Below are 22,947 nucleotides of genomic sequence, written 5' to 3'. Positions count from 1 at the left end.
AAGGGCCCGCCGGTTCCCCCGGAACCGACGGGCCCTGCTGCCTCGGTGGCGTGCCGGCCGGGACCGGTCAGACGCCGACCGGCTCTCCCCGCTCGCCGCGCTCGCCGTCCCGCTCCGTCGGCGCGATCGCCTCGGGCGACTCGTCGTGGGTCAGGTCCGGCAGCCGGTGCAGCCACTTCGGCAGGTACCAGTTGCGCTCGCCGAGCAGCGACATCACGGCCGGCAGCAGGACGCCCCGGATGATCGTGGCGTCGATCAGCACCGCCGCCGCCAGGCCCACGCCCATCTGCTTCATGGACTGCATGGACAGCGTGCCGAAGATGGCGAACACCGCGACCATGATGACGGCGGCGCTGGTGACGACCCCCGCCGTGGTGACCACGCCGTGCTGGATCGCGTCCCGGGTGGAGCGCCCGCGCAGCCGGGCCTCGCGGATCCGGGAGACCACGAACACGTGGTAGTCCATCGACAGGCCGAACAGGATCACGAAGAGGAACAGCGGCAGCCACGTGATGATGGCGCCCACGCCCTCCGCGCCCACCAGCGAGGCGCCCCAGCCGTGCTGGAAGACGGCGACCAGGATGCCGTACGCCGCGCCCACCGACAGCAGGTTGAGCACGATCGAGGTGAGCGCGATCGTCAGCGAGCGGAAGGACAGCAGCATCAGCAGGAAGGCGAAGACCACGACGAAGGCGAAGACCGGCAGGACCGATCCGACGAGCTGGTCGTTGAAGTCCTTGTTGCCGGCCACCTGACCGGTGATCGGGGCCTCGACGCCGTCGACCTTGCCCAGCGTCGCGGGACGCACGTCGTCCCGCAGCTTGTCCAGGCTCTCGCCCGCCCTGTCCTGGTCGGAGCCGCCGACCAGCGGGACGTACACCAGGGCGACGTTCTGCTCGTCGTGCATCGTGATGTCCACGGGACCGCGCGAGGCCCCGGAACTGATCGCCCGCTCGCGGAAGTCGGCGAGCGCGGCCCGCACCTCGGGCGCGTTGATGTCGGCGGCCTTGACCACCACCTCGGCCGGGTCGGACCCGCCGGGGAAGGCCTCGTTGACCCGGTTGTAGGTCTGCACGATGGGCAGCGAGTCGCCGAACTCCTGGTCCAGCGTGAGGTTCTGCGTCTTCATGCCCAGGGCGGGCGCGGCCACCGCCAGCAGCCCGCCGACGGCCACCACCGCGGCCAGCGTCGGCCGGGCCAGCACCCGCTTCAGCACGGCCGTCCAGAACCGGCTGCCCTCACCCGCGGAGCCGCTCGGCCGGCGCCGGCGCAGGAACGGCACGCGCCCCTTCTCCACCCGCTCGCCCAGCAGGGACAGCAGCGCCGGCAGCACCGTCACCGAGCCGACCATGGCGACCGCGACCACCATCAGCGAGGCCAGGCCCATCGCCTCGAACTCGGCGATGCCGGTGAACAGCATGCCCGCCATCGCCACGCACACCGTGACGCCGGAGACCACGATCGCCCGGCCACTGGTGGCGGCGGCGATCCCGAGCGCCGTCTGCGCGTCCCGTCCGGCGGCCCGCTCCTCGCGCTCGCGGCGCAGGTAGAACAGGCAGTAGTCGACGCCGACGGCCAGACCGACCAGCAGCATCACCGAGTTGGCGGTCTCGCTCATCGGCTGGAAGTGGCTGACCAGGCCCATCAGACCCATCGTCGCGATGATCGCGGTGATCGCCAGCGCCACCGGGACCAGCGCCGCCACCAGTGCGCCGAACGCGACCAGCAGGATGCCGAGGGCCACCGGCACCGCCGAGTACTCGGCCTTCTTGAAGTCGTCGCCGAACGCGTCGTCGAAGGTCTTCATCATGCTGGCGCCGCCGATCTCCTCGATCCGCAGCGACCCGTGCTCCTGCTGGACCCCCTCGACGGCCTTCAGCACCGGCTCGACCCGCTCGCCCGCGGTGTCCGCCTCGCCGCGCATGTCGAACTGCACCAGCGCGCTGCGGCCGTCCTTCGAGATCGTCTTCGAGTCGTACGGCGAGGTCACGCCGGTGACCTTCCCGGTGCCCTCCACCGCCTGGACGACCGCGTCGACCGCGGCCCGGAACTCGGCGTCCGTGGCCTTCAGACCACCGGACCTCGTCTGGACCAGGACCGTCTCACCGGCCGGTTCGTCGATCCCGGCGTCCTCGACGATCCGGGCGGCGGTGTGCGTCTCGCCGCCCATCTGGTCGCTGTCCTTGACGTCGACCCGGCCGGCCGCCGAACCGAGCCCCATGGCCAGGACCACGAACAACACCCAGATCCCGACGGCGGCCCATCGGTGCCGGGCGCTCCAGCCGCCCGCCCGGGCGGCTATGCCCCGTACCCGTGTCTCTCGGTTCCGCATGACCGGCCTGCCCCCTCGTGAGCGGTGCCGGCCCCCTGCCGCCACCTTGCGCTTCGAAGGTATGGGCCGGGTAAGGACGCCGCGTCGTGCTCCCCGGTGAGGTGCGGCGGCCCGTCCTCATCCCTCCGTATCGCCGCACTCACCGCTGAGGAGGACCCCGGCCCCTTACATCTACCGGGGACACCGGGCCACTGATCGCTCTTGGGAAGCCGCTTCTGAAAAGTTGTTGATTAAGTCACAGGCGTGTGTAGTGGTTGAACCCCGCGCACCGGATCGGCGAGAGTGGCGCGCACGTCCGCCCGGCGCGGACCCGGCCGTCGTGCCCGCCCCCACGGGGCACGACGGCCGTCCTATGGTGTGCGGATGACGACGATGTACGCGGCCCTGCTGCGCGGGATCAACGTGGGCGGCAGCCGGAAGGTCCCGATGGCCGACCTGCGCGCGCTGCTGACCTCCCTCGGCCACGACGCCGTACGCACCCATCTGCAGAGCGGACAGGCCGTCTTCGCCTCCGGTCGCGGCGACGAGGACGTGCTGGCCGCCGAGCTGGCGGAGGCGGTCCAGGAGCGGTTCGGCTTCCCGGTCGACGTGATCGTGCGCGACCACGCCTACCTGAAGGGGATCGTCGAGGCGTGCCCCTTCCCGGCCGCCGAGCTGGCGGCCAGGCAGCTGCACGTCACCTACTTCTCCGCGCCCGTCGACGCGGACCGCTTCGCGGCGATCGACGCACCGGCCTTCCGGCCCGAGGAGTTCCGCCTCGGCGACCGTGCCCTGTACCTCTACGCACCGGACGGCCTCGGCCGCTCCAAGCTCGCCGAGGCGCTCGCCAGACCCCGCGTCAACAAGGGCCTGATCGCCACCAGCCGCAACTGGAACACGGTCACCAAACTCGTGGAGCTGACCAGCCCCTGACGGGCGTCAAAGCCCTCAGGCCCCGACCGCCAGCGCCACCGGCACCCGCGCCGCGTCGTACCGCTCCAGCAGGACCCGCGCCACCTCCGGTGCGGGGCCCAGCACGTCGGCCAGCACGTCCGCCCCGGCCGCGCCCCGCGCGATGCGGTCCGGCAGGAAGCCGGGTGCCAGCACGTACGGGGCGACGGCGACGCGCGCACAGCCCAGCTCGCGCAACTGCCGCACCGCGTCCTCGGTGCGGGGAAGGGATGCGGAGGCGAACGCAGGCCGCACGGCGCACCAGCCGGTGTGCCGCCACTCCCGCGCGATTTCAGCGATCACTGCGATCGCCTCCGGGTCGGAGGACCCCGCCGAGGCCAGCACGACCCCGGTCGAGGACTTGTCGGCGGGCGTGAGACCCGCCTCGTACAGCCGCCGTTCCAGCGCCGACAGCAGCAGCGGCGAGGGGCCGAGCACCTCGGCCTGCCGGATCCTGAGGCGCGGCGGCGCCGCCGCGAGCACCGCGGGGATGTCCGCCTTGGCGTGGAAGGCGCGGGTCAGCAGCAGCGGGAGCGCCACCACGTCGCGCACGCCCTCCGTCTCCAGGGACTCCAGGACCCCCTGCACCGAGGGGACGTTGAAGTCCAGGAAGCCGGTCTCCACCCGCACGTCCGGGCGCAGCGCCCGGACCCGGCGGACCAGGGCGTGCACGGTCGCGGCGTGCCGGGGGTCGCGGCTGCCGTGGGCGATGACGAGGAGCACCGGCGCGGACATGTACCTCAGCCCTTCACCAGCAGACCGCGGCTGCGCAGCACCCAGCGCTCCAGCGGGCTGAAGATCAGCAGGTCGATGGCGATGCCGACGACCAGGATGAGCAGGATGGCCTCGAAGACCATGGCCATGTCGCTGGCGTTGCGGCCGTTCTCCAGCAACTGCCCCAGCCCCACCCCGAGGTCGGGGAAGGAGGCGATGATCTCGGCGGCCATCAGCGAGCGCCAGGAGAACGCCCAGCCCTGCTTGAGACCGGCGACATAGCCGGGCAGCGCGGCCGGCAGCACGATGTGCCAGGTGCCCTTCAGACCCGTCGCGCCCAGCGTGCGGCCCGCGCGCAGGAAGATCGGGGAGACCTGGTCGACGCCGGAGACCAGGCCGTTGGCGATGGAGGGCACCGCGCCGAGCAGGATGACGGCGTACATCATCGAGTTGTTCAGGCCCAGCCAGATCACGGCCGGGGGCACCCAGGCCACCGACGGCAGCGACTGGAGGCCGGACAGGATCGGGCCGATCGCCGCCCGCACGAACTTCACCCGCGCCACCAGCAGCCCCAGCGGGGTGCCGATCAGCAGCGCGAAGCAGAAGCCGAGCAGGCCGCGCGAGACGCTGGTCCAGATGTAGCCGAGCAGTTCGCCCTGGAGCCAGGCCTGGTGCAGCACGTCCCACACGTCGGACGGGGCGGGCAGCTTGGTCGGGTCGTCGACGATCTCGAAGGAGACCAGCGCCTGCCACACCGCCAGCACCAGCAGCACGGCGACGGCCGGGGGCAGGATCTTCTCCACGAAGGTCTGCCGGAAGGGCTTGCGCCCCTGCTGCACCGACTCCAGTGCGTCCAGGCCCGCCTCCAGACCGGCGAGGTCGCCGCCGTCCTGCGCGTCTCGGTCCCCGGCGGGACGCTTCGTGTCAGTGCTGGCCATGTCGGCGGATCTCCCCACGCAGTTCTTCGGTGATCTCGACGGACAGCTCCGCCACGGCGGTGTCCTCGATGCGGCGCGGCTGCGGGATGCCGACCGTCCACTCGCGTGCCACCCGCCCGGGACGGGAGGACAGCAGCACCACCCGCTCGGCCAGCCGCACGGCCTCGCGGACGTTGTGCGTCACGAACAGCACGGACACCTTCGTCTCGCGCCAGATGCGGGTCAGCTCGTCGTGCAGCACGTCCCGGGTGATGGCGTCCAGCGCCGCGAACGGCTCGTCCATCAGCAGCAGCTTGCTCTCCTGGGCCAGCGCCCGCGCCATCGCGACCCGCTGGCGCATACCGCCCGACAGCTCGTGCACCCGCTTGCCGTACGCCCCCTTCAGGCGGACGAGTTCGAGCAGCTCCTCCGCCTTGTCGCGGCGCTCGGACTTGGGCACGCCCCGCAGCCTGAGGGCCAGTTCGATGTTCTTGCCCGCGGTCAGCCACGGGAACAGGGCGTGCTCCTGGAACATCAGGGCGGGCCGCCCGTCCGTGCTGATGCCGCCGGCGCTGGGCTTGTCCAGGCCGGCCACCAGGTTCAGCAGCGTGGACTTGCCGCAGCCGGAGGCGCCCAGGAGGGTGACGAACTCGCCGGGCGCGACATCGAGGGTGATGTCGTCCAGGACGAGCTGCTGCCCGGCGGGGCCCGCGAAGGACTTCGAGACGTGCTCGATCCGGGCGGCGTACGCGGCCGGCTCGGTGCCTTCGGCGGCCTTGGCGAGGGTCGTGGTCGTGGCCATGGTCGTCACCTCCTGGGTGGTCGTGTCCGGGCTCTACTCGACGCCGAGCCCGGCGTCGTCGACCGCGGGCTTGCCCTTGGCCTTGAGGACCTTGTTCAGCAGCGTGAGGTCGTAGATGCCGTTCAGGTCGGGCTTCTCCAGCAGACCGGCCTTGACGGCGTGCTCCGCCTGGGCGTCCAGGGTGGCGGCCAGCGGGTCGTCGGTCAGCTTGATCGACTCCCAGGCCGGGTCCAGCACGTCGGCGGACAGTGCCTTGCCCGAGTCCTTCTCCAACTGAGCGTTCGCCGCGGTCTTCGCCTCGTCCGGGTGGGCCGTGATCCACTCGTTGGTGTCCACCGACGCCTCGAGCACCGCCTCCACGGCCTTCGGGTGCTCCTTGAGGAACTTCTGCGACACGATGATGTTCGTGATCACGAACTTCTCGTCGGGCCACAGCGTCGACTCGTCCAGGAGCACCTTGCCGCCCTCGGCCACCAGCTTGGACGCGGTGGGCTCGGGCACCCAGGCGCCGTCCAGAGAGCCGGACTTGTAGGCGTCGGGGGTGACCTTGTTGTCGCTGCGGACGACCGTCACGTCGCCCTTGCCGCTCTGCGCGTCGACCTTCCAGCCCTGCTCGGCGATCCAGTTGAGGAACGCCACGTCCTGCGTGTTGCCCAGCTGCGGGGTGGCGATGCGCTTGCCCTTGACGTCCTTCAGGGACTTGATCTTGTCCGGGTTCACCACCAGCTTCACGCCGCCCGAGGCCGAACCGCCGATGATCCGCAGGTTCTTGCCGTCGGACTTGGCGTAACCGTTGATCGCCGGGGACGGTCCGATCCAGCCGATGTCGATGGAGCCCGAGTTCAGCGCCTCGATCTCGGACGGGCCCGCGTTGAAGACCGCGTACTTGGCCTCGGTCGCGCCCAGCGCCTTCTGGAAGAAGCCCTTCTGGTTGGCGACCAGCGGGGTGGCGTGGGTGATGTTGCCGAAGTAGCCGATCCGGACGGAGTCGAGACCGTCGATCTTCTCGGCGCCCTCGGCGACCTTGGCGGTGTCGTCGTCCTTCGCCTCGGAGCCGTACCCGCAGGCGGCCAACGTCAGGAGCGGAAGGGCGGCTATGACCGCCAGGGTGCGGCGCAGGGCGGTGGTGGCTGGCACGGGAGGTGTTCCTCTCGTTGGTCCGGCACGCACGCCTGTCGGATGGTCCGAGGTGTCAGGTCGTGGCCGGGAGGTCGGCAGGTCTTCGGCTGTGCGGGTGGGGGGTGAGGGCGCGCGAGCGGTGCGCGTACGTCAGCGCGCACATCGCGCCACTCCGCCCTGCCCGCTGCCGAGGAAGCCGCTGCCGACGCGGCCGCCCTCCTTGGCGAACGTGGAGTAGAAGTCGGGGGAGGACATGCTCAGAAGTCCCACCCGTCGTCGTCGGCCGGGTCCTTGACCGGCTCCGGGGCGGCGAAGGACTCGCCGACCATGCCGGCGGTGAGCGTGGTGCCGTCGCTGGGGTCGATCAGGATGAACGAGCCGGTGCGCCGGGAGTCGGCGTAGGAGTCGGCGGGCAGCGGCTCGGCGGTGCGGATCTTCACCCGGCCGATGTCGTTGGCGACGAGCTGCCCGGGGTGCGGGTGCAGGGACAGGTCGTCCAGCGTGAGCCGGGCCGGGATGTCCTTGACGATCGCCTTGACGGTGCGGGTGCCGTGCTTGAGCAGCACCCGGTGGCCCACGGTGAGCGGCGCGTCGGCGACGTGGCAGACGGTGGCCTCGACGTCCTGGCTGGTGGCCGGGGCGTCCTCGCTGGGCACGATCAGGTCGCCGCGCGAGACGTCGATGTCGTCCTCGAGGAGCAGCGTCACCGACTGCGGCGTCCAGGCGGCGTCGGCCGGCTCGCCGAGCACGTCGATGGCGGACACCTTCGAGGTGCGGCCCGAGGGCAGCACGGTGACCTCGTCGCCCACCCGGAAGGTGCCTGCGGCGATCTGCCCCGCATAGCCCCGGTAGTCGGGGTGCTCGGCGGTCTGCGGCCGGATCACGTACTGCACGGGCAGCCGGGCGTGGCAGTGCGCCAGGTCGTGGCTGACCGGGACGGTCTCCAGGTGCTCCAGGACGGTCGGGCCGCCGTACCAGTCCATGACCGCCGAGGCGTCCACCACGTTGTCGCCCTCCAGGGCCGAGATGGGGATCGCGGTGACCTCGGGGACGCCCAGTTCGGTGGCGTACGCCGTGAACTCCTCGGCGATCGCCGCGAACACGGACTCCTGGTAGTCGACCAGGTCCATCTTGTTGACGGCGAGGACGACGTGCGGGACGCGCAGCAGGGCGGCGATCGCGGCGTGCCGGCGGGTCTGCTCGACGACGCCGTTGCGCGCGTCGACCAGGATCACCGTCAGCTCGGCCGTGGAGGCGCCGGTGACCATGTTCCGGGTGTACTGCACGTGCCCGGGGGTGTCGGCCAGGATGAACCGGCGGCGCGGGGTGGCGAAGTAGCGGTAGGCCACGTCGATGGTGATGCCCTGCTCGCGCTCGGCCCTGAGGCCGTCGGTGAGCAGCGCGAGGTCCGGGGCGTCCTGGCCGCGGCTCGCGGAGGCGCGCTCGACGGCCTCCAGCTGGTCGGTGAGGACCGACTTGGAGTCGTGCAGGAGCCGGCCCACCAGCGTGGACTTGCCGTCGTCCACCGAGCCGGCGGTGGCGAAGCGCAGCAGGGTCGTCTCCGACAGCTGCCAGACCGACAGCGGCTCGACGGGTTCCGTGGTGCTGGTCATGTCTAGAAGTACCCCTCGCGCTTGCGGTCTTCCATCGCCGCCTCGGACATCTTGTCGTCGGCGCGGGTGGCGCCGCGTTCGGTGAGCCGGGTGACGGCGATCTCGGCGATGACCTTCTCGATGGTGTCGGCGTCGGAGTCGACGGCGCCGGTGCAGGACATGTCGCCGACGGTGCGGTAGCGCACCCGCCGCTTCTCGACCGTCTCGCCCTCCTTCGGGCCGCCCCACTCGCCGGCCGTCAGCCACATGCCGGAGCGGGCGAAGACCTCGCGCTCGTGGGCGTAGTAGATCTGCGGCAGCTCGATGTCCTCGCGGGCGATGTACTGCCACACGTCCAGCTCGGTCCAGTTGGACAGCGGGAAGACGCGGACGTGCTCGCCGGGGGCGTGCCGGCCGTTGTACAGGTTCCACAGCTCGGGGCGCTGGCGGCGCGGGTCCCACTGGGAGAACTCGTCGCGCAGCGAGAACACCCGCTCCTTGGCCCGGGCCTTCTCCTCGTCGCGGCGCCCGCCGCCGAAGACCGCGTCGAACTTCTCCGCCTGGATCTTCTCGGTCAGCGGCAGCGTCTGGAGGGGGTTGCGGGTGCCGTCCGGGCGCTCCTTGAGCACCCCGCGGTCGATGTAGTCCTGCACCGAGGCGACGTGCAGCCGCAGCCCGTGCCGCTCCACCGCGCGGTCGCGGTAGTCCAGCACCTCGGGGAAGTTGTGCCCGGTGTCCACGTGCAGCAGCGAGAAGGGGACCGGCGCGGGGGCGAACGCCTTCAGCGCCAGGTGCAGCATGACGATGGAGTCCTTGCCGCCGGAGAAGAGGATCACCGGCCGCTCGAACTCGCCCGCCACCTCGCGGAAGATGTGCACGGCCTCCGATTCGAGGGCGTCGAGGTGGGAGAGGGCGTACGGGCCCGCCGTACCCTCCCGCGCCGCTTCGGCGGTCGTCGTCATGCCAGTCCCCTTTCGGTGAGCAGGGCGTGGACCGCCGCGGCGGACTCCTGAACGGTCTGGTCCTGCGACTCGATGCGCAGGTCGGGCTTGACGGGCTCCTCGTACGGGTCGTCCACCCCGGTGAGCCCCGTCAGCTCGCCGGCGGCCTGCTTGGCGTACAGGCCCTTCACGTCGCGCACCGAGCACACCTCGACGGGCGTGGCCACGTGCACCTCGACGTACGCCGTGCCGTTCGCCTCGTGACGCTCGCGCACCGCGTCGCGGCTGTCCGCGTACGGCGCGATCACCGGGACCAGGGCCGTGACGCCGTTGCGGGCCAGCAGTTCGGCGACGAAGCCGATGCGCTGCACGTTGGTGTGCCGGTCCGCGCGGTCGAAGCCGAGGCCCGCGGAGAGGAACTCGCGGATCTCGTCGCCGTCGAGCAGCTCGACGCGCCGGCCCTCCTCACGCAGGCGGTCGGCCAGCTCGCGGGCGATGGTGGTCTTGCCGGCGCTGGGCAGCCCCGTGAGCCAGACGGTGGCTCCGGTCGTCACGTGGTTCTCCCTGGATGTCGATGGTCCGGTCGTCGCCGGTCCGGTGGTCGTCGTCATGTCAGCCGTGCAGTCCGCACTCGGTCTTGGAGCGGCCCGCCCAGCGTCCGGCGCGGGCGTCCTCGCCCTCCAGCACACGGCGGGTGCAGGGCGCGCAGCCCACGGAGGCATAGCCGTCCATCAGCAGCGGGTTGGTGAGGACGCCGTGCTCGGTGACGTACGTTTGCACATCTTCCTGTGACCACTTCGCGATGGGCGAGATCTTCACCTTGCCCCGCTTCTCGTCCCAGCCGACGACCGGAGTGTTTGCCCGGGTCTCCGACTCGTCCCGGCGCAGCCCGGTCGCCCAGGCCTGGTAGCCCTTGAGGCCCTGCTCCAGCGGCTTCACCTTGCGCAGCGCGCAGCACAGGTCGGGGTCGCGGTCGTGCAGCCGCGGGCCGTACTCGGCGTCCTGCTCGGCGACCGTCTGGCGCGGGGTGAGCGTGATGACGTTCACGTCCATCACGGCCTCGACCGCGTCGCGGGTGCCGATGGTCTCCGGGAAGTGGTAGCCGGTGTCGAGGAACACCACGTCCACGCCGGGCAGGGCGCGGGAGGCCAGGTGGGCGACGACCGCGTCCTCCATGGAGGAGGTCACGCAGAACCGGTTGCCGAAGGTCTCGGCCGCCCACTGGAGGATCTCCAGCGCGGTGGCGTCCTCCAGCTCGCGGCCCGCCCGCTCGGCGAGCGCCCTGAGTTCGTCGGTCGTACGTTCTTCCTGAACCGCCGTCATGTCGGTCCCCCTCCGGTGGAGTCGGGCTGCAGACCCCGGGCGAGCAGCCCGAGGAACTTCAGCTGGAAGGCGCGGTTGCACGCCCCGCATTCCCAGGCGCCGTGGCCCTGCTCACCCGGACGCAGGTCCTCGTCGCCGCAGTAGGGGCAGTAGAAGGGTGCGGCGCGCTCGCTCACGACAGGGCCTCCTCCGAGGCCCGGGCCGCCCAGGAGGCGAAGCGCTCGCCGTCCTCGCGCTCGGCCTGGAACCGCTTGAGGACGCGCTCCACGTAGTCGGGCAGTTCCTGGGCCGTGACCTTGAGGCCGCGCACCTTGCGGCCGAAGCCCGGCTCCAGGCCGAGGGCGCCGCCCAGGTGCACCTGGTAGCCCTCGACCTGCTCGCCGTGCTCGTCGAGCACGAGCTGGCCCTTGAGACCGATGTCCGCGGTCTGGATGCGGGCGCAGGCGTTCGGGCAGCCGTTGAGGTTGATGGTGAGGGGCTCGTCGAAGTCCGGGAGGCGGCGCTCCAGCTCGTCGATGAGCGAGGCGCCGCGCGCCTTGGTCTCGACGATGGCGAGCTTGCAGAACTCGATGCCGGTGCAGGCCATGGTGCCCCGCCGGAAGGTGGAGGGCCGGGCGGTGAGGTCCAGCGCTTCCAGGGACTCGACCAGCGAGTCGACCCGCGCCTCCTCGACGTCGAGGACGATCATCTTCTGCTCGACCGTGGTGCGCACCCGGCCCGAGCCGTGCGCCTCGGCCAGGTCGGCGACCTTGGTGAGGATCGTGCCGTCGACGCGGCCCACGCGCGGGGCGAAGCCGACGTAGTAGCGGCCGTCCTTCTGCCGGTGCACGCCGATGTGGTCGCGCCAGCGGCTGGTGGGCTCGGCCGGCGCCGGGCCGTCGGTCAGCTTCCGCTTCAGGTACTCGTCCTCCAGGACCTGGCGGAACTTCTCCGCGCCCCAGTCGGCGACCAGGAACTTCAGCCGGGCACGGTTGCGCAGCCGCCGGTAGCCGTAGTCGCGGAAGATGGAGATGACGCCCTCGTAGACGTCGGGCACGTCCTCGATGGGCACCCAGGCGTTCAGCCGCACGCCCAGCTTGGGGTTGGTGGACAGGCCGCCGCCGACCCACAGGTCGAAGCCGGGCCCGTGCTCGGGGTGCTCCACGCCGACGAACGCCACGTCATTGATCTCGTGCACCACGTCGAGGACCGGCGACCCGGAGATCGCGGTCTTGAACTTGCGGGGGAGGTTCGAGTACGCCGGGTTGTTCAGGACCCGGCGCTTCATCTCCTCCAGCGCCGGTGTGCCGTCGATGATCTCGTCCTCGGCGATGCCCGCCACCGGGGAGCCGATCATCACGCGGGGGGTGTCGCCGCAGGCGGTCACCGTGGACAGGCCGACGCCCTCCAGGCGGTTCCAGATCTCCGGCACGTCCTCGATCCGGATCCAGTGGTACTGGACGTTCTGCCGGTCGGTGATGTCGGCCGTGCCGCGCGCGAACTCCTGCGAGATCTCGCCGATGACCCGCAGCTGCGCGGTGGTCAGCGCGCCGCCGTCGATGCGGACCCGCAGCATGAAGTACCGGTCGTCCAGCTCCTCCGGCTCCAGGATCGCCGTCTTGCCGCCGTCGATGCCCTGGCGGCGCTGGGTGTACAGCCCCCACCAGCGCATACGGCCGCGCAGGTCGCCCGGGTCGATCGAGTCGAAGCCGCGCTTGGAGTAGATCGTCTCAATACGTGTCCGCACATTGAGACCGTCGTCGTCCTTCTTGGTCTGCTCGTTGCCGTTGAGCGGGGTGAAGTGCCCGGCCGCCCACTGGCCCTCGCCGCGGTGACGGCTCACCTTGCGGCGCGGGGTCGCGGCAGCGGGCTTCGGCGGGGTGGCGGCCATGGTTGACACGTCCTTTTGGAGACAGGCGAAATGCGGCTCTGACCTGCGCGCATGGCGCATGGCCTACGTAGGGCATACGTGAGACACGCGTGCGCGTCATTGCGCGGGAGCGAGGGGGAACGCGGGGAATCCGGAGGTGCTGGAGGGTGCTCTCAGCGGCCCGGACAGATGGCGCTGGACATGCGGCCGAGGTCGACGTGGCGCCGACTCACCAAGGCAATTCCAGTTCCAGGCATGACGGAAGCGTGGCACGGCGATCTGTGACTGGTCCAGCTTAATCCGAAATGTGGACACCCTTGTCTCGTAGGGCGAGACATGGGTGTCGTGGGTCACACCGTCCGTGACCGGTCGGCCGGTCGGCCGAAAACAGACGTGTCGGCGCAGGTCAGGCTGGGAAAGCCCCGGGCCACGGACCGGGGGTGGCCACCTCCGGCTCCTCCTCCACCTTGGTGTCGAAGAGGCGGAAGCCGCGCCGCTGGTAGTTGTCCATGGCGTACGCGCCGTCCTTGCTGCAGGTGTGCAGCCACACCCGCTTGGTGGTGGCCAGCCCCGGCCAGCGCTCCGCCAGGTCCCAGGCGCGGGCGGTGCCGCAGGAGAGGAGGTGGCCGCCGATGCGGCGGCCGCGGAAGGCCGGGATCAGGCCGAAGTACTCGATCTCCACCACGCCGTCGTCGCCGGGCGTCAGCTCCACGTATCCGGCGGGCGTGCCGCGGTCGTAGGCGACCCAGGTCTCCACGCCCGGCCGCTCCAGGTGCTCCCGCCACCGCGCGTGGCTCCAGCCGAGCCGGTCCGTCCAGCGGATGTCGCCGCCGACCGAGGCGTAGAGGAAGCGGCTGAACTCGGGGGAGGGCACCTCGGCGCGGACGATCCGGACGTCCCCCTCCGGGGCGGCGGCCGGCAGCAGATCGGTGGGCGCCGTCTGCTCCAGGGACCACGTGGTCACGGCGATGTTGGTCATGCCGGTCAGGGAATCATCCGCCGCGCGGATCTGTCGATCCCGGCCCGGAGCGAGGCGGCCGGGGCGGTCAGTCGAGCGCGTCCTCGATCGACGCCAGCGGCAGCGCGAACAGCATCCGGTCCGACTGGGACCAGACCTCGCCGGTCCGCGCCCAGTACGACATCGAGCCCGCCCGGCCGCTCCAGCACTGCTGCGACCGGTCCGCCCCGCACTCCGCGGCCCGGGCACCCTCGGTGTCCTGGCGCCACAGGCTCCCGCGCCCGTCCTGTCCGCCGGCCGCGCGTCCCAGGTACCAGTCGGACCGGCTCGCTCCGGGCGGCCGGTACGACAGCACGCCGCCGACCTCGGCCGCCCCGGTCTCGTACGCCTCGACCGCGTCCACCCGGCCGGCGGAGTCGGTGACGGGCAGCCCGGTGCGGTCCGGGTCCGTCGTCGTGCGCAGCGCGTAGCGCCACAGCCGGGTGGGCCGGTCACCGTCCGCGGCCACGTGCTCGGTGGCCACCAGGCTGTCGGGGGAGGTGCCGCGGTCCAGGGAGATCGCCCCGGGGCGGGCCGCGTCGTCGGTGTCGGGGAGCCGGTAGGAGGCGACGGCGGGCAGCACGTACCGGTGGCCGCCCGCCGCCCAGCCGCCGGGCACCCGTCCGACGGCGTCCGCCGCGGTGGTGGCGCGCTGGATACGGTCCACGTCGTACACGTAGAGCGCGTCGCGGTCCCCGGCGGCGGTGGTGACCAGCAGCTTGTCCTGGTACCAGACCATGCCGGTGACGGGGGAGGCCAGCCCCCGGTAGTCGTGGCCGCCGTCGACCGGGACGGCGAGCAGCGCCGAGGTGTAGCCGAGCCGGCCCGGATCGTCGGCGTCGACGAAGGAGACCCGGGCGAGGCCGCCCTGGGGCGTGCCGTCGTCGCGGGACCAGGCGGAGAGGATGACGCGGTGGGCGCCCCAGCGGCCGTCCTCGTCGGCGTCCCCGGAGGTGGTGACCGCGCCGGGGCGCCAGCCGTCGGTGTCGGCCTCGTCCCAGCAGTAGGCGCGGGTGGCGGCGGGGGAGACCGGCAGTGCCTCGCGCTCCCCGGCCGTGCAGTCGGCGGCGTCGCGCAGGGTGTGGTCGGCGGAGTCGAGGACGGTGTCGACGCCCACCGGGTCGCCCATCGCGGTGGACAGCCGGTCGAGCCAGGCGTCCGGCACGCGGTGCTCGGTCAGGCGCAGTGCGCCGGTCTCGGCGGCCGAGGTGAGCGGCTTGAGGGCGCCGGGGTCGTCGGCGACCGTGGCCTGCGAGGCGCTGATCAGCGTGGCGGCACCGGTCAGGGCGAGCGCCGCACCGGTCAGGGCCGCGCGCAGCGCCCTGCCCCGTCTGCGCCGGCGGTGTCTGCCGCGCTGCTTCATAGAACCTCCACGGACACCCGGACCAACTGCGCTCGACGGTGCCCGCGTTGACCGAGGAGCGGATGGGTCGGTCCACCAAGGATGCTACGACAGACGGGCGGTCCGGCGGACGCAGACGATGCAAATATGCGAAAACAACCTGCCTTTACGGCCATCCGGGTACTACTCGTCGCCGCCGGCCGGGGCGGGGCCCCGCGAGCCTCCCGGCCCCCCGGGTCACGGCACCCCCTTCGCCGCCCGTGCCTCCGTCACCGCCGGTGCCGTGGAGTGGGGCAGGAGGTCGCGGGGGTCGGCCGGGAGCAGGACCTCGATCTCCGCGTCTTCGCAGAAACGATACGGCCGGTGTTCCAGGTAGGCCCCGAGGTACCTCCGCACCCGCGACATCTCGGCCCGTACCGTCACCGTGCGGGCCCGGTCGCCGAACATGTCCTCGGCCAGCCCGGCAGCACTGCGGCCGCCCCGGTGCACCGCCAGCAGGTACAGCAACTCCGCGTGCCGTGGGCTCAGTTCCCGCGCCCAGTCCTCCGCGCCGCCCAGCACCCGGACCGACCAGCGGCGCGGCTGCCCGAGGTCCAGCACGATCCGGGTGGCGCCCTGCGGCACCGGCCCGGCCGCGGCCCGCACCAGCCAGCCCTCGGCCAGCGGCTCCACCGTGCACGCCCCGAGCGCCGGCAGCCACCGCGCCCCCGCCTCCGGCGACTTGGGCAGCACCACCCGGTCCAGGTACGGCATCCCCGTCACCGCCGCCGTCCAGCCGTCCCGGTCCGCCACCAGCGCCCGCCCGCCGAGCCGGGCCAGCACCGGCGCCGCCACCGCCCGCAGCCGCTCCAGCGACTGCGAGTGCAGCTCCCGCAGCCGGGCCTCGGCCAGCTTGGCCACCGAGTCCACCCACGCCAGCGTCGCCGGGTGCATCGTCTCCAGCGGCCCGCTCACGTCGACCACCCCCAGCAGCCGCCCGCTGCGCGGGTCGGTTATCGGGGCCCCGGCGCAGGTCCAGGTCGCCTGGGAGCGCACGAAGTGCTCGGAGGCGAAGACCTGTACGGGCCGCCGGGTGACCGCCGGTGTGCCCACGCCGTTGGTGCCGACCACCTCCTCCCGCCAGTCCGCGCCCAGTTCGAAGCCGAGCCCGTCGGCCCGGCGCAGCACCCGCGCGCTGCCCTCCCGCCACAGCACCCGCCCGTCCTCGTCCGCGACCACCATGATGTGGTGGGCCACGTCCGCGACCGACAGCAGCGACTCCCGCAGCACCGGCAGCACATGCCGCAGCTCGGAGGCCTCGCGCCGGCGGCGGATCTCCTCCGGGGCCAGCAGCCCGGAGCGGAAGTCGTGCTCCGGGTCGACCCCGCTGCGCAGCATCCGGTCCCAGGACTGCTCGATCACCGGGCGCGGCGCCACCGGGGCCCGCCCGCCCGAGAGTCTCGCGGTGCGGACCTCGCTGAGCATCCGGGCCGCACGCGCCGTGTCGACGGCGGCGAACTGCGTCACGTCCATGGGCGAGAGCGCCACGGGACCTCGTCCTTCCGGAAGCCGAATGTTCGTCTCATACTGACCGGTTGCCCGCGCCCCGCGAGCACAGTCCGCACACAACCGACCGCAAGTTGCAACCCCCTGCAACCCTGGTGGACGGCTACGCGGGTGTCCAAACTTGAACCACGCCGTCCCGAGCGGCGTACGCGGCCTGAACAGGCCCGTGTGGCGGGGGTGGTGCCGTGTCGGCGCAGCACCACCCCCGCGCCACGCGGCCGGAATCAGACCACCGGCCGCGCCCGCTCCACCACCGCCGCCAGGTCCAGGGTCGGCGGCAGCGTGCCGAAGGCCGCGCCCCCGTCGCCGCCCAGCCGCGAGGCGCAGAACGCGTCGGCCACCTCCGCCGGCGCGTACCGCACCAGCAGCGCGCCCTGCAGCACCAGCGCCAGCCGCTCCGCCAGCAGCCGGGCCCGCCCCTCGGCGGCCGCCAGGTCGGCCAGGTCCGTGAGCACGCCCCGGATCGCCGCGTCCAGCCGGTGATCGGCCCCGCGCGCCGCGCCCACCTCCGTCAGATACGCGTCCAGCGCCGCCGGTTCGCGCCCCAGCGCCCGCAGCACGTCCAGCGCCTGCACGTTCCCGGCGCCCTCCCAGACCGAGTTCAGCGGCGACTCGCGCACCAGCCGGGGCAGCCCGGACTCCTCGACGTACCCGTTGCCGCCCAGGCACTCGGCCGCCTCCACCGCCACCGGCGCACACCGCTTGGTCACCCAGTACTTGGCCGCGGGCACCGCCAGCCGCAGCAGCGCCCGCTCCCGCTCGTCACCGCCCTCGGCGGCGTCGCAGGCCGCCGCGAGCCGCAGCCCGAGCGTCGTGGCCGCCTCCGACTCGACCGCCAGGTCCGCGAGGACATTGCGCATCAGCGGCTTGTCGACCAGCTTCCCGCCGAACGCCTCGCGATGGGCGCAGTGGTGCACCGCCTGCGCCACCGCCTGCCGCATCAGGCCCGCCGAGCCCAGCACGCAGTCCAGCCGGGTCGCCGCCACCATGTCGATGATCGTGGCCACCCCGCGCCCCTCCGCACCGACCCGGCGCGCCCAGGTCCCGGCGAACTCGACCTCGGCGGAGGCGTTGGACCGGTTGCCCAGCTTGTCCTTGAGCCGCTGGATCAGGAACACGTTGCGGGTGCCGTCCGCCAGCACGCGCGGCACCAGGAAGCAGGTCAGCCCCCCGGGTGCCCGCGCCAGCACCAGGAAGCCGTCCGACATCGGCGCCGAGCAGAACCACTTGTGCCCGGTCAGCTCGTACGCCCCGTCCTCGGCCAGCGGCCGCGCCGACGTGGTGTTCGCCCGTACGTCGCTGCCGCCCTGCTTCTCCGTCATACCCATCCCGAACAGCACCCCGGCCTTCAGGTGGGCCGGCCGCAGCTCCCGGTCGTAGACCCGGGAGGTCAGCCGGGGCTCCCACTCGGCGGCCAGCTCCGGATCGGCGCGCAGGGCCGGCACCGCCGCGTGGGTCATCGACAGCGGACAGCAGTTGCCCGCCTCCACCTGGGTCCACATCACGAACCCCGCCGCGCGCCGCACGTGACCGCCCGGCCGCGACCAGGCGTCGGTCAGGCCCGCCGAGACGCCCTTGCCGAGCAGCCGGTGCCAGGCCGGGTGGAAGTCGACCTCGTCGACCCGGTGCCCGTAGCGGTCGTGGGTGCGCAGCACCGGCGGGTGGTCGTTGGCCTGCGCCCCCCACTCCTGGGTCTGGAGGGACCCGCAGCCGAGGCCCAGCCCCGACAGCTCGGCGAGCGCCTCCTCGCGCTGCCGGTCCGCCAGATGCCGGCCGACCGCCTCCGTCAGAACCCGGTCGGAGGTGAAGACGTCGTAGCCGGTCAGCGGCGGCGCCTGATTCGTCACGGTGTGGGTACTGCCTGCCATGGACGTGAACCTACCGTGCCGCGGGACCCCGGCGGGCCGGGACGGGAACGACGGGCGTCCGCGGATGAGTGGCACCCCCGGCGCCGGATACCTTTAGGGCGTGCAGCCAGCAAGTGACTCCCCCGAACGGCCCTCGGGCCGGCTCCACCGCGCCCGGGTCCTGTACCGGAATGTCTCCAAACGCAGGACCGCCTGGCTGCTGCTCAAGGACACGGTCAACTCGTGCATGGAGTACCGCATCCTCGGCCTGGCCGCCGAGGCCGCGTTCTTCACCCTGCTCTCGGTGCCGCCCCTGCTGCTGAGCCTGCTCGGACTGCTCGGCTACGTCGACTCCTGGATCGGTGCCGACACCACCGAGAGCCTGCGCAACAACATCCTGGACGCCTCCCGCGCGGTGCTCTCCGAGAAGGGCGTCAAGCAGATCACCGAGCCGATCCTGGACGACGTGATGAAGGGCGGCCGGCCCGACGTCATCTCCATCGGATTCCTGTTCGCCCTGTGGTCGGGCTCCCGCGCGGTGAACGTCTTCATCGACACCATCACCGTGATGTACGGCCTCGACGGCGTCCGGGGCATCGTCAGGACCCGCCTGATGGCCTTCCTGCTGTTCATCGTGGCCCTGCTGATCGGGTCGATCGCGCTGCCGCTGATGGTGGCGGGGCCGGACGCCGTGGTGCGGGTCGTGCCCTGGTCGACGACGGTCGTCCAGGTGCTGTACTGGCCGGTCGTCATCATCCTCTCCGTGGCCTTCCTGACCACGCTGTACCACGTGTCGGTGCCGGTGCGCTCGCCGTGGATCGAGGACGTCCCCGGCGCGCTGGTCGCCCTGGCCATGTGGGTCCTCGGCAGCTTCCTGCTGCGCATCTACCTCACCAGCACCGTCGAGGGCCCCACCATCTACGGCTCCCTGGCCGCGCCCGTCGCCGTGCTGCTGTGGATCGGCGTGTCCGCGTTCGCGGTGCTCGTCGGCGCCGCGGTCAACGCGGCCATCGACCGGGTGTGGCCGGCCGCCGCCACCGCCGCCGCCCGCGAGGCCAACGAGCGGCTGCGCCAGGCCCAGGTCGCCGAGTACGTCGCCCGGACCACCGCGAACGGCGGGGGCGACCCCGACATGCCCTCCGAGTTCCCCGAGCGCTGGTCCCGCTTCCTGCCCCCCGAGGACGTCACGGCCCGCCTGCGCACCCACCCGAAGGACGCGCCGCCCGCGAACCACGCGCACAACCACAACCAAAACCACCGCGACGACGCTTCCTGAGGAAAAGGAAACAGGAATACGCGCCGGCTCGTTCGACGCCAATTTCTCGACGATAGAGGAATGCGGTTCCCGGGAATTCGGCGACCAAGATCATACTCTATGCGGCAGTGCGCAACTCGTTGGGCGTTGTGTCCGCTTCCAGTGGTAGTGCCGCACTTCATTCACATACCACGCAAGTTTTCGTGAAGAAATTCCGGGTTGCCGGTGACTTTGCTGTGCAGCGGTTCGGGACGGCTTGTGTACGATGCGTCACGCATCAGATATTTCCACTGCCAATTCGGAAGGTCCTCTTGTGGCCGGAACGATTCCGAAGAAGGGAAGTGCGTTGCTCAACGAAGGAATCCGCACCCGGCGGGCTCGCGGCGCCCTGGCCGGCGGCATGGTCCTCACGGCCGCCGCCGCCCTGCTCACCGCGGTGCCGGCCGCGCAGGCGATTTCCGGCGAGCCCGCGGCCGCAGCCGACCATGCCTTCACCGCCCGGCTGCAGATCGGCGAGGGCGATACCCTGCGCGGCTGTTCCGCCGCTCTGGTGCACCAGCAGTGGCTGCTGACCGCCGCCAGTTGTTTCGCCGCCACCCCGGGGGGCGAGGTCGAGTCCGGCAAGCCCGCGCTGAAGTCCACGGCGACCCTGGGCGGCAAGACCCTCGACATAGTCGAGGTCGTGCCGCGCGACGACCGGGACGTGGCCATGGTCCGGCTCGCCGAACCCGTCACCACGGTCACGCCCGTGGAACTGGCCGCGGACGCCCCCGTGGCGGCCGAGACCCTGCTCGGTGCCGGGTTCGGGCGGACCCGGACGGAGTGGGCCCCGGACCAGTTGCACACCGGTGAGTTCCGGGTGGACTCCGTCACCGACACCACCGTGGAGCTGACCGGTCAGGACGGGGTGTCCGTGTGCAAGGGCGACACCGGTGGCCCGGCCCTGCGCGGTACGGGCGGTGAGGTGGAGCTGGCCGCCGTCCACAGCCGCTCCTGGCAGGGCGGGTGCTTCGGCGAGACCGAGACCGAGACCCGGACCGGCGCGGTGGACGCGAGGGTCGACGGCCTGGCGGACTGGGTGAAGGACGTCCGCAACCGCGACCGGACCCACTCGGCCGACGTCGACGGCGACGGCAAGGCCGACCTGGTCGTCCTCCGCTCGAACGGCGACGTCGTCGTCCACCGCAACCTGGGCGACAGCTTCGCCCCCGGCCGGGTCATGTCCGGCGGCTGGGGCCGCTTCGTGACCTGGAAGGACCTGGGCCGGCTGTACTTCGCCGACGTCGACGGTGACCGCAAGGCGGACATGATCGTCCACACCAGCGACGGCAACATCGAGGTCCGTTTCAACCGCGGCACCTACTGGGACCAGGGCACCCACTGGTCCGGCGGCTGGGGCCGCTTCATCGACGGCAGCGACCTGGGCCGGCTGTACTTCGCCGACGTCGACGGTGACCGCAAGGCGGACATGATCGTCCACACCAGCGACGGCAACATCGAGGTCCGTTTCAACCGCGGCACCTACTGGGACCAGGGCACCCACTGGTCCGGCGGCTGGGGCCGCTTCGTGACCTGGAAGGACCTGGGCCGGCTGTACTTCGCCGACGTCGACGGCGACGGCAAGGCGGACATGGTCGTCCACACCAGCGACGGCAACATCGAGGTCCGTTTCAACCGCGGCACCTACTGGGACCAGGGCACCCACTGGTCCGGCGGCTGGGGCCGCTTCGTGGACGGCAGCGACCTGGGATCGCTCAAGTTCGGCGACGCCACCGGAGACGGCAAGGCCGACATGTTCGTCCACACCAAGGACGGGAGGGTCGCCGTCCGCACCAACCACGGCACCTATTGGGACCAGGGCACGTTCATGATCACTCTCTGACCCTCCCGCACACTCCCGAACGAAGGACTTCCATGTTTCCTGTGCCGCGTTCCGCCCGGTTCGCCGCTCTCTCCGCCGTCCTCCTCGCCGGGGCCCTGGCGTCCAGCCCGGCCCATGCCACCGTCGGCGCCCCGGCCACCGAAGCGAAGCTGGACTTCGCCGTCCGGCTGACCATAGGCACCGACTACCGCGCATGCTCGGGTGCCCTGGTGGACGCTCAGTGGGTGCTCACCGCGGCGAGCTGCTTCGCGGACGACCCCAGCCGGCCGGACACCGTCGCAGCCGGCAAGCCCGGGGAACCGACCCGGGCCACCGTGGGCCGGGCCGACTCCGGCATCGCCAACGGCTATGTGCGCGAGGTCGTCGAACTCGTCCCGCACCCGGGCCGGGACATGCTCCTCGCGCGGCTGGACAAGGCCGTCCCCGACATCGCGCCGGTGCCCCTCGCGGCGGCCGCCCCGGCCCCCGGCGCGCCGCTCACCGCCGTGGGCTTCGGACGGACGAAGGACGAATGGGTGCCCACCCAGCGTCACCAGGGCGCCTTCACGGTCACGTCGGTCACCGCCGACGCGATCGACGTCACCGGTCAGGACGGCGACGCGGTGTGTGCCGGTGACGCCGGCGGCCCGCTGCTCCAGAACCAGGACGGTGCCCTGGAGCTGGTGGGCGTCAACAGCCGCTCGATGCAGGGCGGCTGCTTCGGGTCGGAGTCGACCAGCACGGACGCCGTCGCGGCCGCGAGCGACGCCGACTTCGTCGAACAGACCGTCAACCGCGATCTCGGCACCGGCAACCTGAGCGACCTGGTGGCCTCCGCCGACTTCAACCGCGACGGCCGCACGGACATCGCCGCCGTCCTGGACGACGGTTCCCTGCACGCCTTCTACACCAAGCCCGACGGGACGCTGGAGTACGGGCGCGAACTGTGGAACGACAAGACCTGGGGCCCGATGGTGCAGATCATCGGCGGCGACTTCGACAGCGACGGCAACGGCGACATCGCCGCGGTGCGCAGCGACGGGACCCTCAACCTGTACACGGGCACCCCCACCGGCATGCTCAACAAGAGCAAGCCCATGTGGCACGACACGTCCTGGAAGACGATCGAGCAGGTCTCCCGGTTCACGTTCGACGGCCGTGACGGTCTGATCGCCCAGTGGGGCAACGGCAGTCTCTACGGCTACTACACCGGCGCCGACGGCGTGCTGACCGGCGAGAAGGTCAAGATGTGGCCGGACGCCACCTGGGGCAAGACCCGCCTCACCGGCACCGCCGACATCAACGCCGACGGCCGCGACGACCTGGTCGCGGTGCGCGACGACGGCAGTCTGAACTGGTACGCGGGCAATTCCTCGGGGGGCCTCGACCCGGCCCGCAAACTGTGGCCCGACAACACCTGGACCCCCATGAAGCGCATCGTCGGCGGTGACTTCAACGGCGACAACAAGGACGACATCGCCGCCGTCGGCGGTCAGGGCACGCTGCTCCTGTACACCGGGACCGGCACCGGCACCCTGAACAAGGGCGTGGCCATGCGCCCCGCGCCGTAGGCGTCCCGCC

The 22,947-nt window shown here is 71.9% G+C and carries 20 protein-coding genes; 4 read left to right on the top strand and 16 right to left on the bottom strand.

Going from position 1 to position 22,947, the window contains the following annotated elements; translation table 11 throughout:
- Window positions 1–67: 67 nt before the first annotated feature.
- On the bottom strand, window positions 68–2,332 hold the full coding sequence (locus K7854_RS06305; protein ID WP_226025355.1) for an MMPL family transporter: 2,265 nt from the start codon (window positions 2,330–2,332) through the stop codon (window positions 68–70).
- A 363-nt stretch (window positions 2,333–2,695) separates the two neighbouring features.
- Between K7854_RS06305 and K7854_RS06300 the strand changes: the two genes are divergently transcribed.
- Entirely contained in the window at window positions 2,696–3,244 is a 549-nt protein-coding gene (locus K7854_RS06300) for a DUF1697 domain-containing protein (protein ID WP_226025354.1), read from the top strand.
- Window positions 3,245–3,259: 15 nt separating this feature from the next.
- On the opposite strand, the gene K7854_RS06295 is transcribed toward K7854_RS06300, so the two are convergent.
- From K7854_RS06295 to K7854_RS06225, 15 genes are all read right to left on the bottom strand, one after another.
- Entirely contained in the window at window positions 3,260–3,997 is a 738-nt protein-coding gene (locus tag K7854_RS06295; protein ID WP_226025353.1) for a sirohydrochlorin chelatase, read from the bottom strand.
- A gap of 5 nt (window positions 3,998–4,002) precedes the next feature.
- Complete coding sequence (locus K7854_RS06290; protein WP_226025352.1) at window positions 4,003–4,914, bottom strand: ABC transporter permease; 912 nt, start codon at window positions 4,912–4,914, stop codon at window positions 4,003–4,005.
- Window positions 4,901–5,695, bottom strand: a complete 795-nt coding sequence (locus K7854_RS06285; RefSeq protein ID WP_226025351.1) for an ABC transporter ATP-binding protein — start codon at window positions 5,693–5,695, stop codon at window positions 4,901–4,903. Before K7854_RS06285 ends, K7854_RS06290 begins: the two co-directional genes overlap by 14 nt.
- 33 nt (window positions 5,696–5,728) lie before the next feature.
- Complete coding sequence (locus K7854_RS06280; RefSeq protein WP_226025350.1) at window positions 5,729–6,832, bottom strand: aliphatic sulfonate ABC transporter substrate-binding protein; 1,104 nt, start codon at window positions 6,830–6,832, stop codon at window positions 5,729–5,731.
- A gap of 239 nt (window positions 6,833–7,071) precedes the next feature.
- Entirely contained in the window at window positions 7,072–8,427 is a 1,356-nt protein-coding gene (locus tag K7854_RS06270) for a sulfate adenylyltransferase subunit 1 (protein ID WP_226025349.1), read from the bottom strand.
- A 2-nt stretch (window positions 8,428–8,429) separates the two neighbouring features.
- Window positions 8,430–9,368, bottom strand: a complete 939-nt coding sequence (gene cysD / locus K7854_RS06265; protein WP_226025348.1) for a sulfate adenylyltransferase subunit CysD — start codon at window positions 9,366–9,368, stop codon at window positions 8,430–8,432.
- Window positions 9,365–9,958, bottom strand: a complete 594-nt coding sequence (cysC, locus tag K7854_RS06260; RefSeq protein ID WP_226025347.1) for an adenylyl-sulfate kinase — start codon at window positions 9,956–9,958, stop codon at window positions 9,365–9,367. The genes cysD and cysC overlap by 4 nt, the downstream gene beginning before the upstream one ends.
- Window position 9,959: 1 nt before the next feature.
- Entirely contained in the window at window positions 9,960–10,670 is a 711-nt protein-coding gene (locus K7854_RS06255; RefSeq protein WP_226025346.1) for a phosphoadenylyl-sulfate reductase, read from the bottom strand.
- Window positions 10,667–10,846 (bottom strand): hypothetical protein, encoded by a 180-nt coding sequence (locus K7854_RS06250; RefSeq protein ID WP_226025345.1) that lies wholly within the window; start codon window positions 10,844–10,846, stop codon window positions 10,667–10,669. Before K7854_RS06250 ends, K7854_RS06255 begins: the two co-directional genes overlap by 4 nt.
- The gene (gene sirA, locus K7854_RS06245) at window positions 10,843–12,540 is read right to left on the bottom strand and encodes a nitrite/sulfite reductase (protein WP_226025344.1); all 1,698 of its coding nucleotides are present in this window, start codon (window positions 12,538–12,540) and stop codon (window positions 10,843–10,845) included. Before sirA ends, K7854_RS06250 begins: the two co-directional genes overlap by 4 nt.
- Before the next feature lie 152 nt (window positions 12,541–12,692).
- Entirely contained in the window at window positions 12,693–12,776 is an 84-nt protein-coding gene (locus K7854_RS37790) for a putative leader peptide (RefSeq protein WP_309475039.1), read from the bottom strand.
- A gap of 149 nt (window positions 12,777–12,925) precedes the next feature.
- Window positions 12,926–13,498 (bottom strand): GNAT family N-acetyltransferase, encoded by a 573-nt coding sequence (locus tag K7854_RS06240; protein WP_226025343.1) that lies wholly within the window; start codon window positions 13,496–13,498, stop codon window positions 12,926–12,928.
- Window positions 13,499–13,565: 67 nt separating this feature from the next.
- Window positions 13,566–14,879: a hypothetical protein gene (locus K7854_RS06235; protein ID WP_226025342.1), complete on the bottom strand. Its 1,314-nt coding sequence runs from the start codon at window positions 14,877–14,879 to the stop codon at window positions 13,566–13,568.
- A 216-nt stretch (window positions 14,880–15,095) separates the two neighbouring features.
- Complete coding sequence (locus K7854_RS06230) at window positions 15,096–16,385, bottom strand: GAF domain-containing protein (RefSeq protein WP_226025341.1); 1,290 nt, start codon at window positions 16,383–16,385, stop codon at window positions 15,096–15,098.
- Between the two features lie 242 nt (window positions 16,386–16,627).
- Complete coding sequence (locus K7854_RS06225) at window positions 16,628–18,271, bottom strand: acyl-CoA dehydrogenase family protein (RefSeq protein WP_226025340.1); 1,644 nt, start codon at window positions 18,269–18,271, stop codon at window positions 16,628–16,630.
- A 100-nt stretch (window positions 18,272–18,371) separates the two neighbouring features.
- On the opposite strand from K7854_RS06225, the gene K7854_RS06220 reads away from it, so the two are divergent.
- From K7854_RS06220 to K7854_RS06210, 3 genes are all read left to right on the top strand, one after another.
- Window positions 18,372–19,526, top strand: a complete 1,155-nt coding sequence (locus K7854_RS06220) for a YihY/virulence factor BrkB family protein (protein ID WP_226025339.1) — start codon at window positions 18,372–18,374, stop codon at window positions 19,524–19,526.
- A 244-nt stretch (window positions 19,527–19,770) separates the two neighbouring features.
- A complete protein-coding gene (gene fusH / locus K7854_RS06215; RefSeq protein WP_226025338.1) occupies window positions 19,771–21,387 on the top strand; it encodes a fusidic acid esterase FusH in 1,617 nt (538 codons plus the stop codon).
- A gap of 32 nt (window positions 21,388–21,419) precedes the next feature.
- On the top strand, window positions 21,420–22,937 hold the full coding sequence (locus K7854_RS06210) for a trypsin-like serine protease (RefSeq protein WP_226025337.1): 1,518 nt from the start codon (window positions 21,420–21,422) through the stop codon (window positions 22,935–22,937).
- The last annotated feature ends 10 nt before the right edge of the window (window positions 22,938–22,947 follow it).

The sequence above is a fragment of the Streptomyces hyderabadensis genome, from assembly GCF_020404845.1.
GTDB classification, from domain to species: domain Bacteria; phylum Actinomycetota; class Actinomycetes; order Streptomycetales; family Streptomycetaceae; genus Streptomyces; species Streptomyces hyderabadensis.
The sequence above is the reverse complement of the archived record's forward strand: the minus strand, read 5'-3'. Positions and strand labels throughout refer to the sequence as shown.

Excerpts from the sequence above, each read along its gene's own strand:
- K7854_RS06255 (WP_226025346.1), bottom strand. The coding sequence starts at position 10,670 with ATGACGGCGGTTCAGGAAGAACGTACGACCGACGAACTCAGGGCGCTC.
- K7854_RS06235 (WP_226025342.1), bottom strand. The coding sequence starts at position 14,879 with ATGAAGCAGCGCGGCAGACACCGCCGGCGCAGACGGGGCAGGGCGCTG.
- K7854_RS06305 (WP_226025355.1), bottom strand. The coding sequence starts at position 2,332 with ATGCGGAACCGAGAGACACGGGTACGGGGCATAGCCGCCCGGGCGGGC.
- K7854_RS06290 (WP_226025352.1), bottom strand. The coding sequence starts at position 4,914 with ATGGCCAGCACTGACACGAAGCGTCCCGCCGGGGACCGAGACGCGCAG.
- K7854_RS06210 (WP_226025337.1), top strand. The coding sequence starts at position 21,420 with ATGTTTCCTGTGCCGCGTTCCGCCCGGTTCGCCGCTCTCTCCGCCGTC.
- sirA (WP_226025344.1), bottom strand. The coding sequence starts at position 12,540 with ATGGCCGCCACCCCGCCGAAGCCCGCTGCCGCGACCCCGCGCCGCAAG.
- K7854_RS06295 (WP_226025353.1), bottom strand. The coding sequence starts at position 3,997 with ATGTCCGCGCCGGTGCTCCTCGTCATCGCCCACGGCAGCCGCGACCCC.
- fusH (WP_226025338.1), top strand. The coding sequence starts at position 19,771 with ATGCGTCACGCATCAGATATTTCCACTGCCAATTCGGAAGGTCCTCTT.
- cysD (WP_226025348.1), bottom strand. The coding sequence starts at position 9,368 with ATGACGACGACCGCCGAAGCGGCGCGGGAGGGTACGGCGGGCCCGTAC.
- K7854_RS37790 (WP_309475039.1), bottom strand. The coding sequence starts at position 12,776 with ATGCCTGGAACTGGAATTGCCTTGGTGAGTCGGCGCCACGTCGACCTC.
- cysC (WP_226025347.1), bottom strand. The coding sequence starts at position 9,958 with ATGACGACGACCACCGGACCGGCGACGACCGGACCATCGACATCCAGG.
- K7854_RS06300 (WP_226025354.1), top strand. The coding sequence starts at position 2,696 with ATGACGACGATGTACGCGGCCCTGCTGCGCGGGATCAACGTGGGCGGC.
- K7854_RS06240 (WP_226025343.1), bottom strand. The coding sequence starts at position 13,498 with ATGACCAACATCGCCGTGACCACGTGGTCCCTGGAGCAGACGGCGCCC.
- K7854_RS06225 (WP_226025340.1), bottom strand. The coding sequence starts at position 18,271 with ATGGCAGGCAGTACCCACACCGTGACGAATCAGGCGCCGCCGCTGACC.
- K7854_RS06270 (WP_226025349.1), bottom strand. The coding sequence starts at position 8,427 with ATGACCAGCACCACGGAACCCGTCGAGCCGCTGTCGGTCTGGCAGCTG.
- K7854_RS06285 (WP_226025351.1), bottom strand. The coding sequence starts at position 5,695 with ATGGCCACGACCACGACCCTCGCCAAGGCCGCCGAAGGCACCGAGCCG.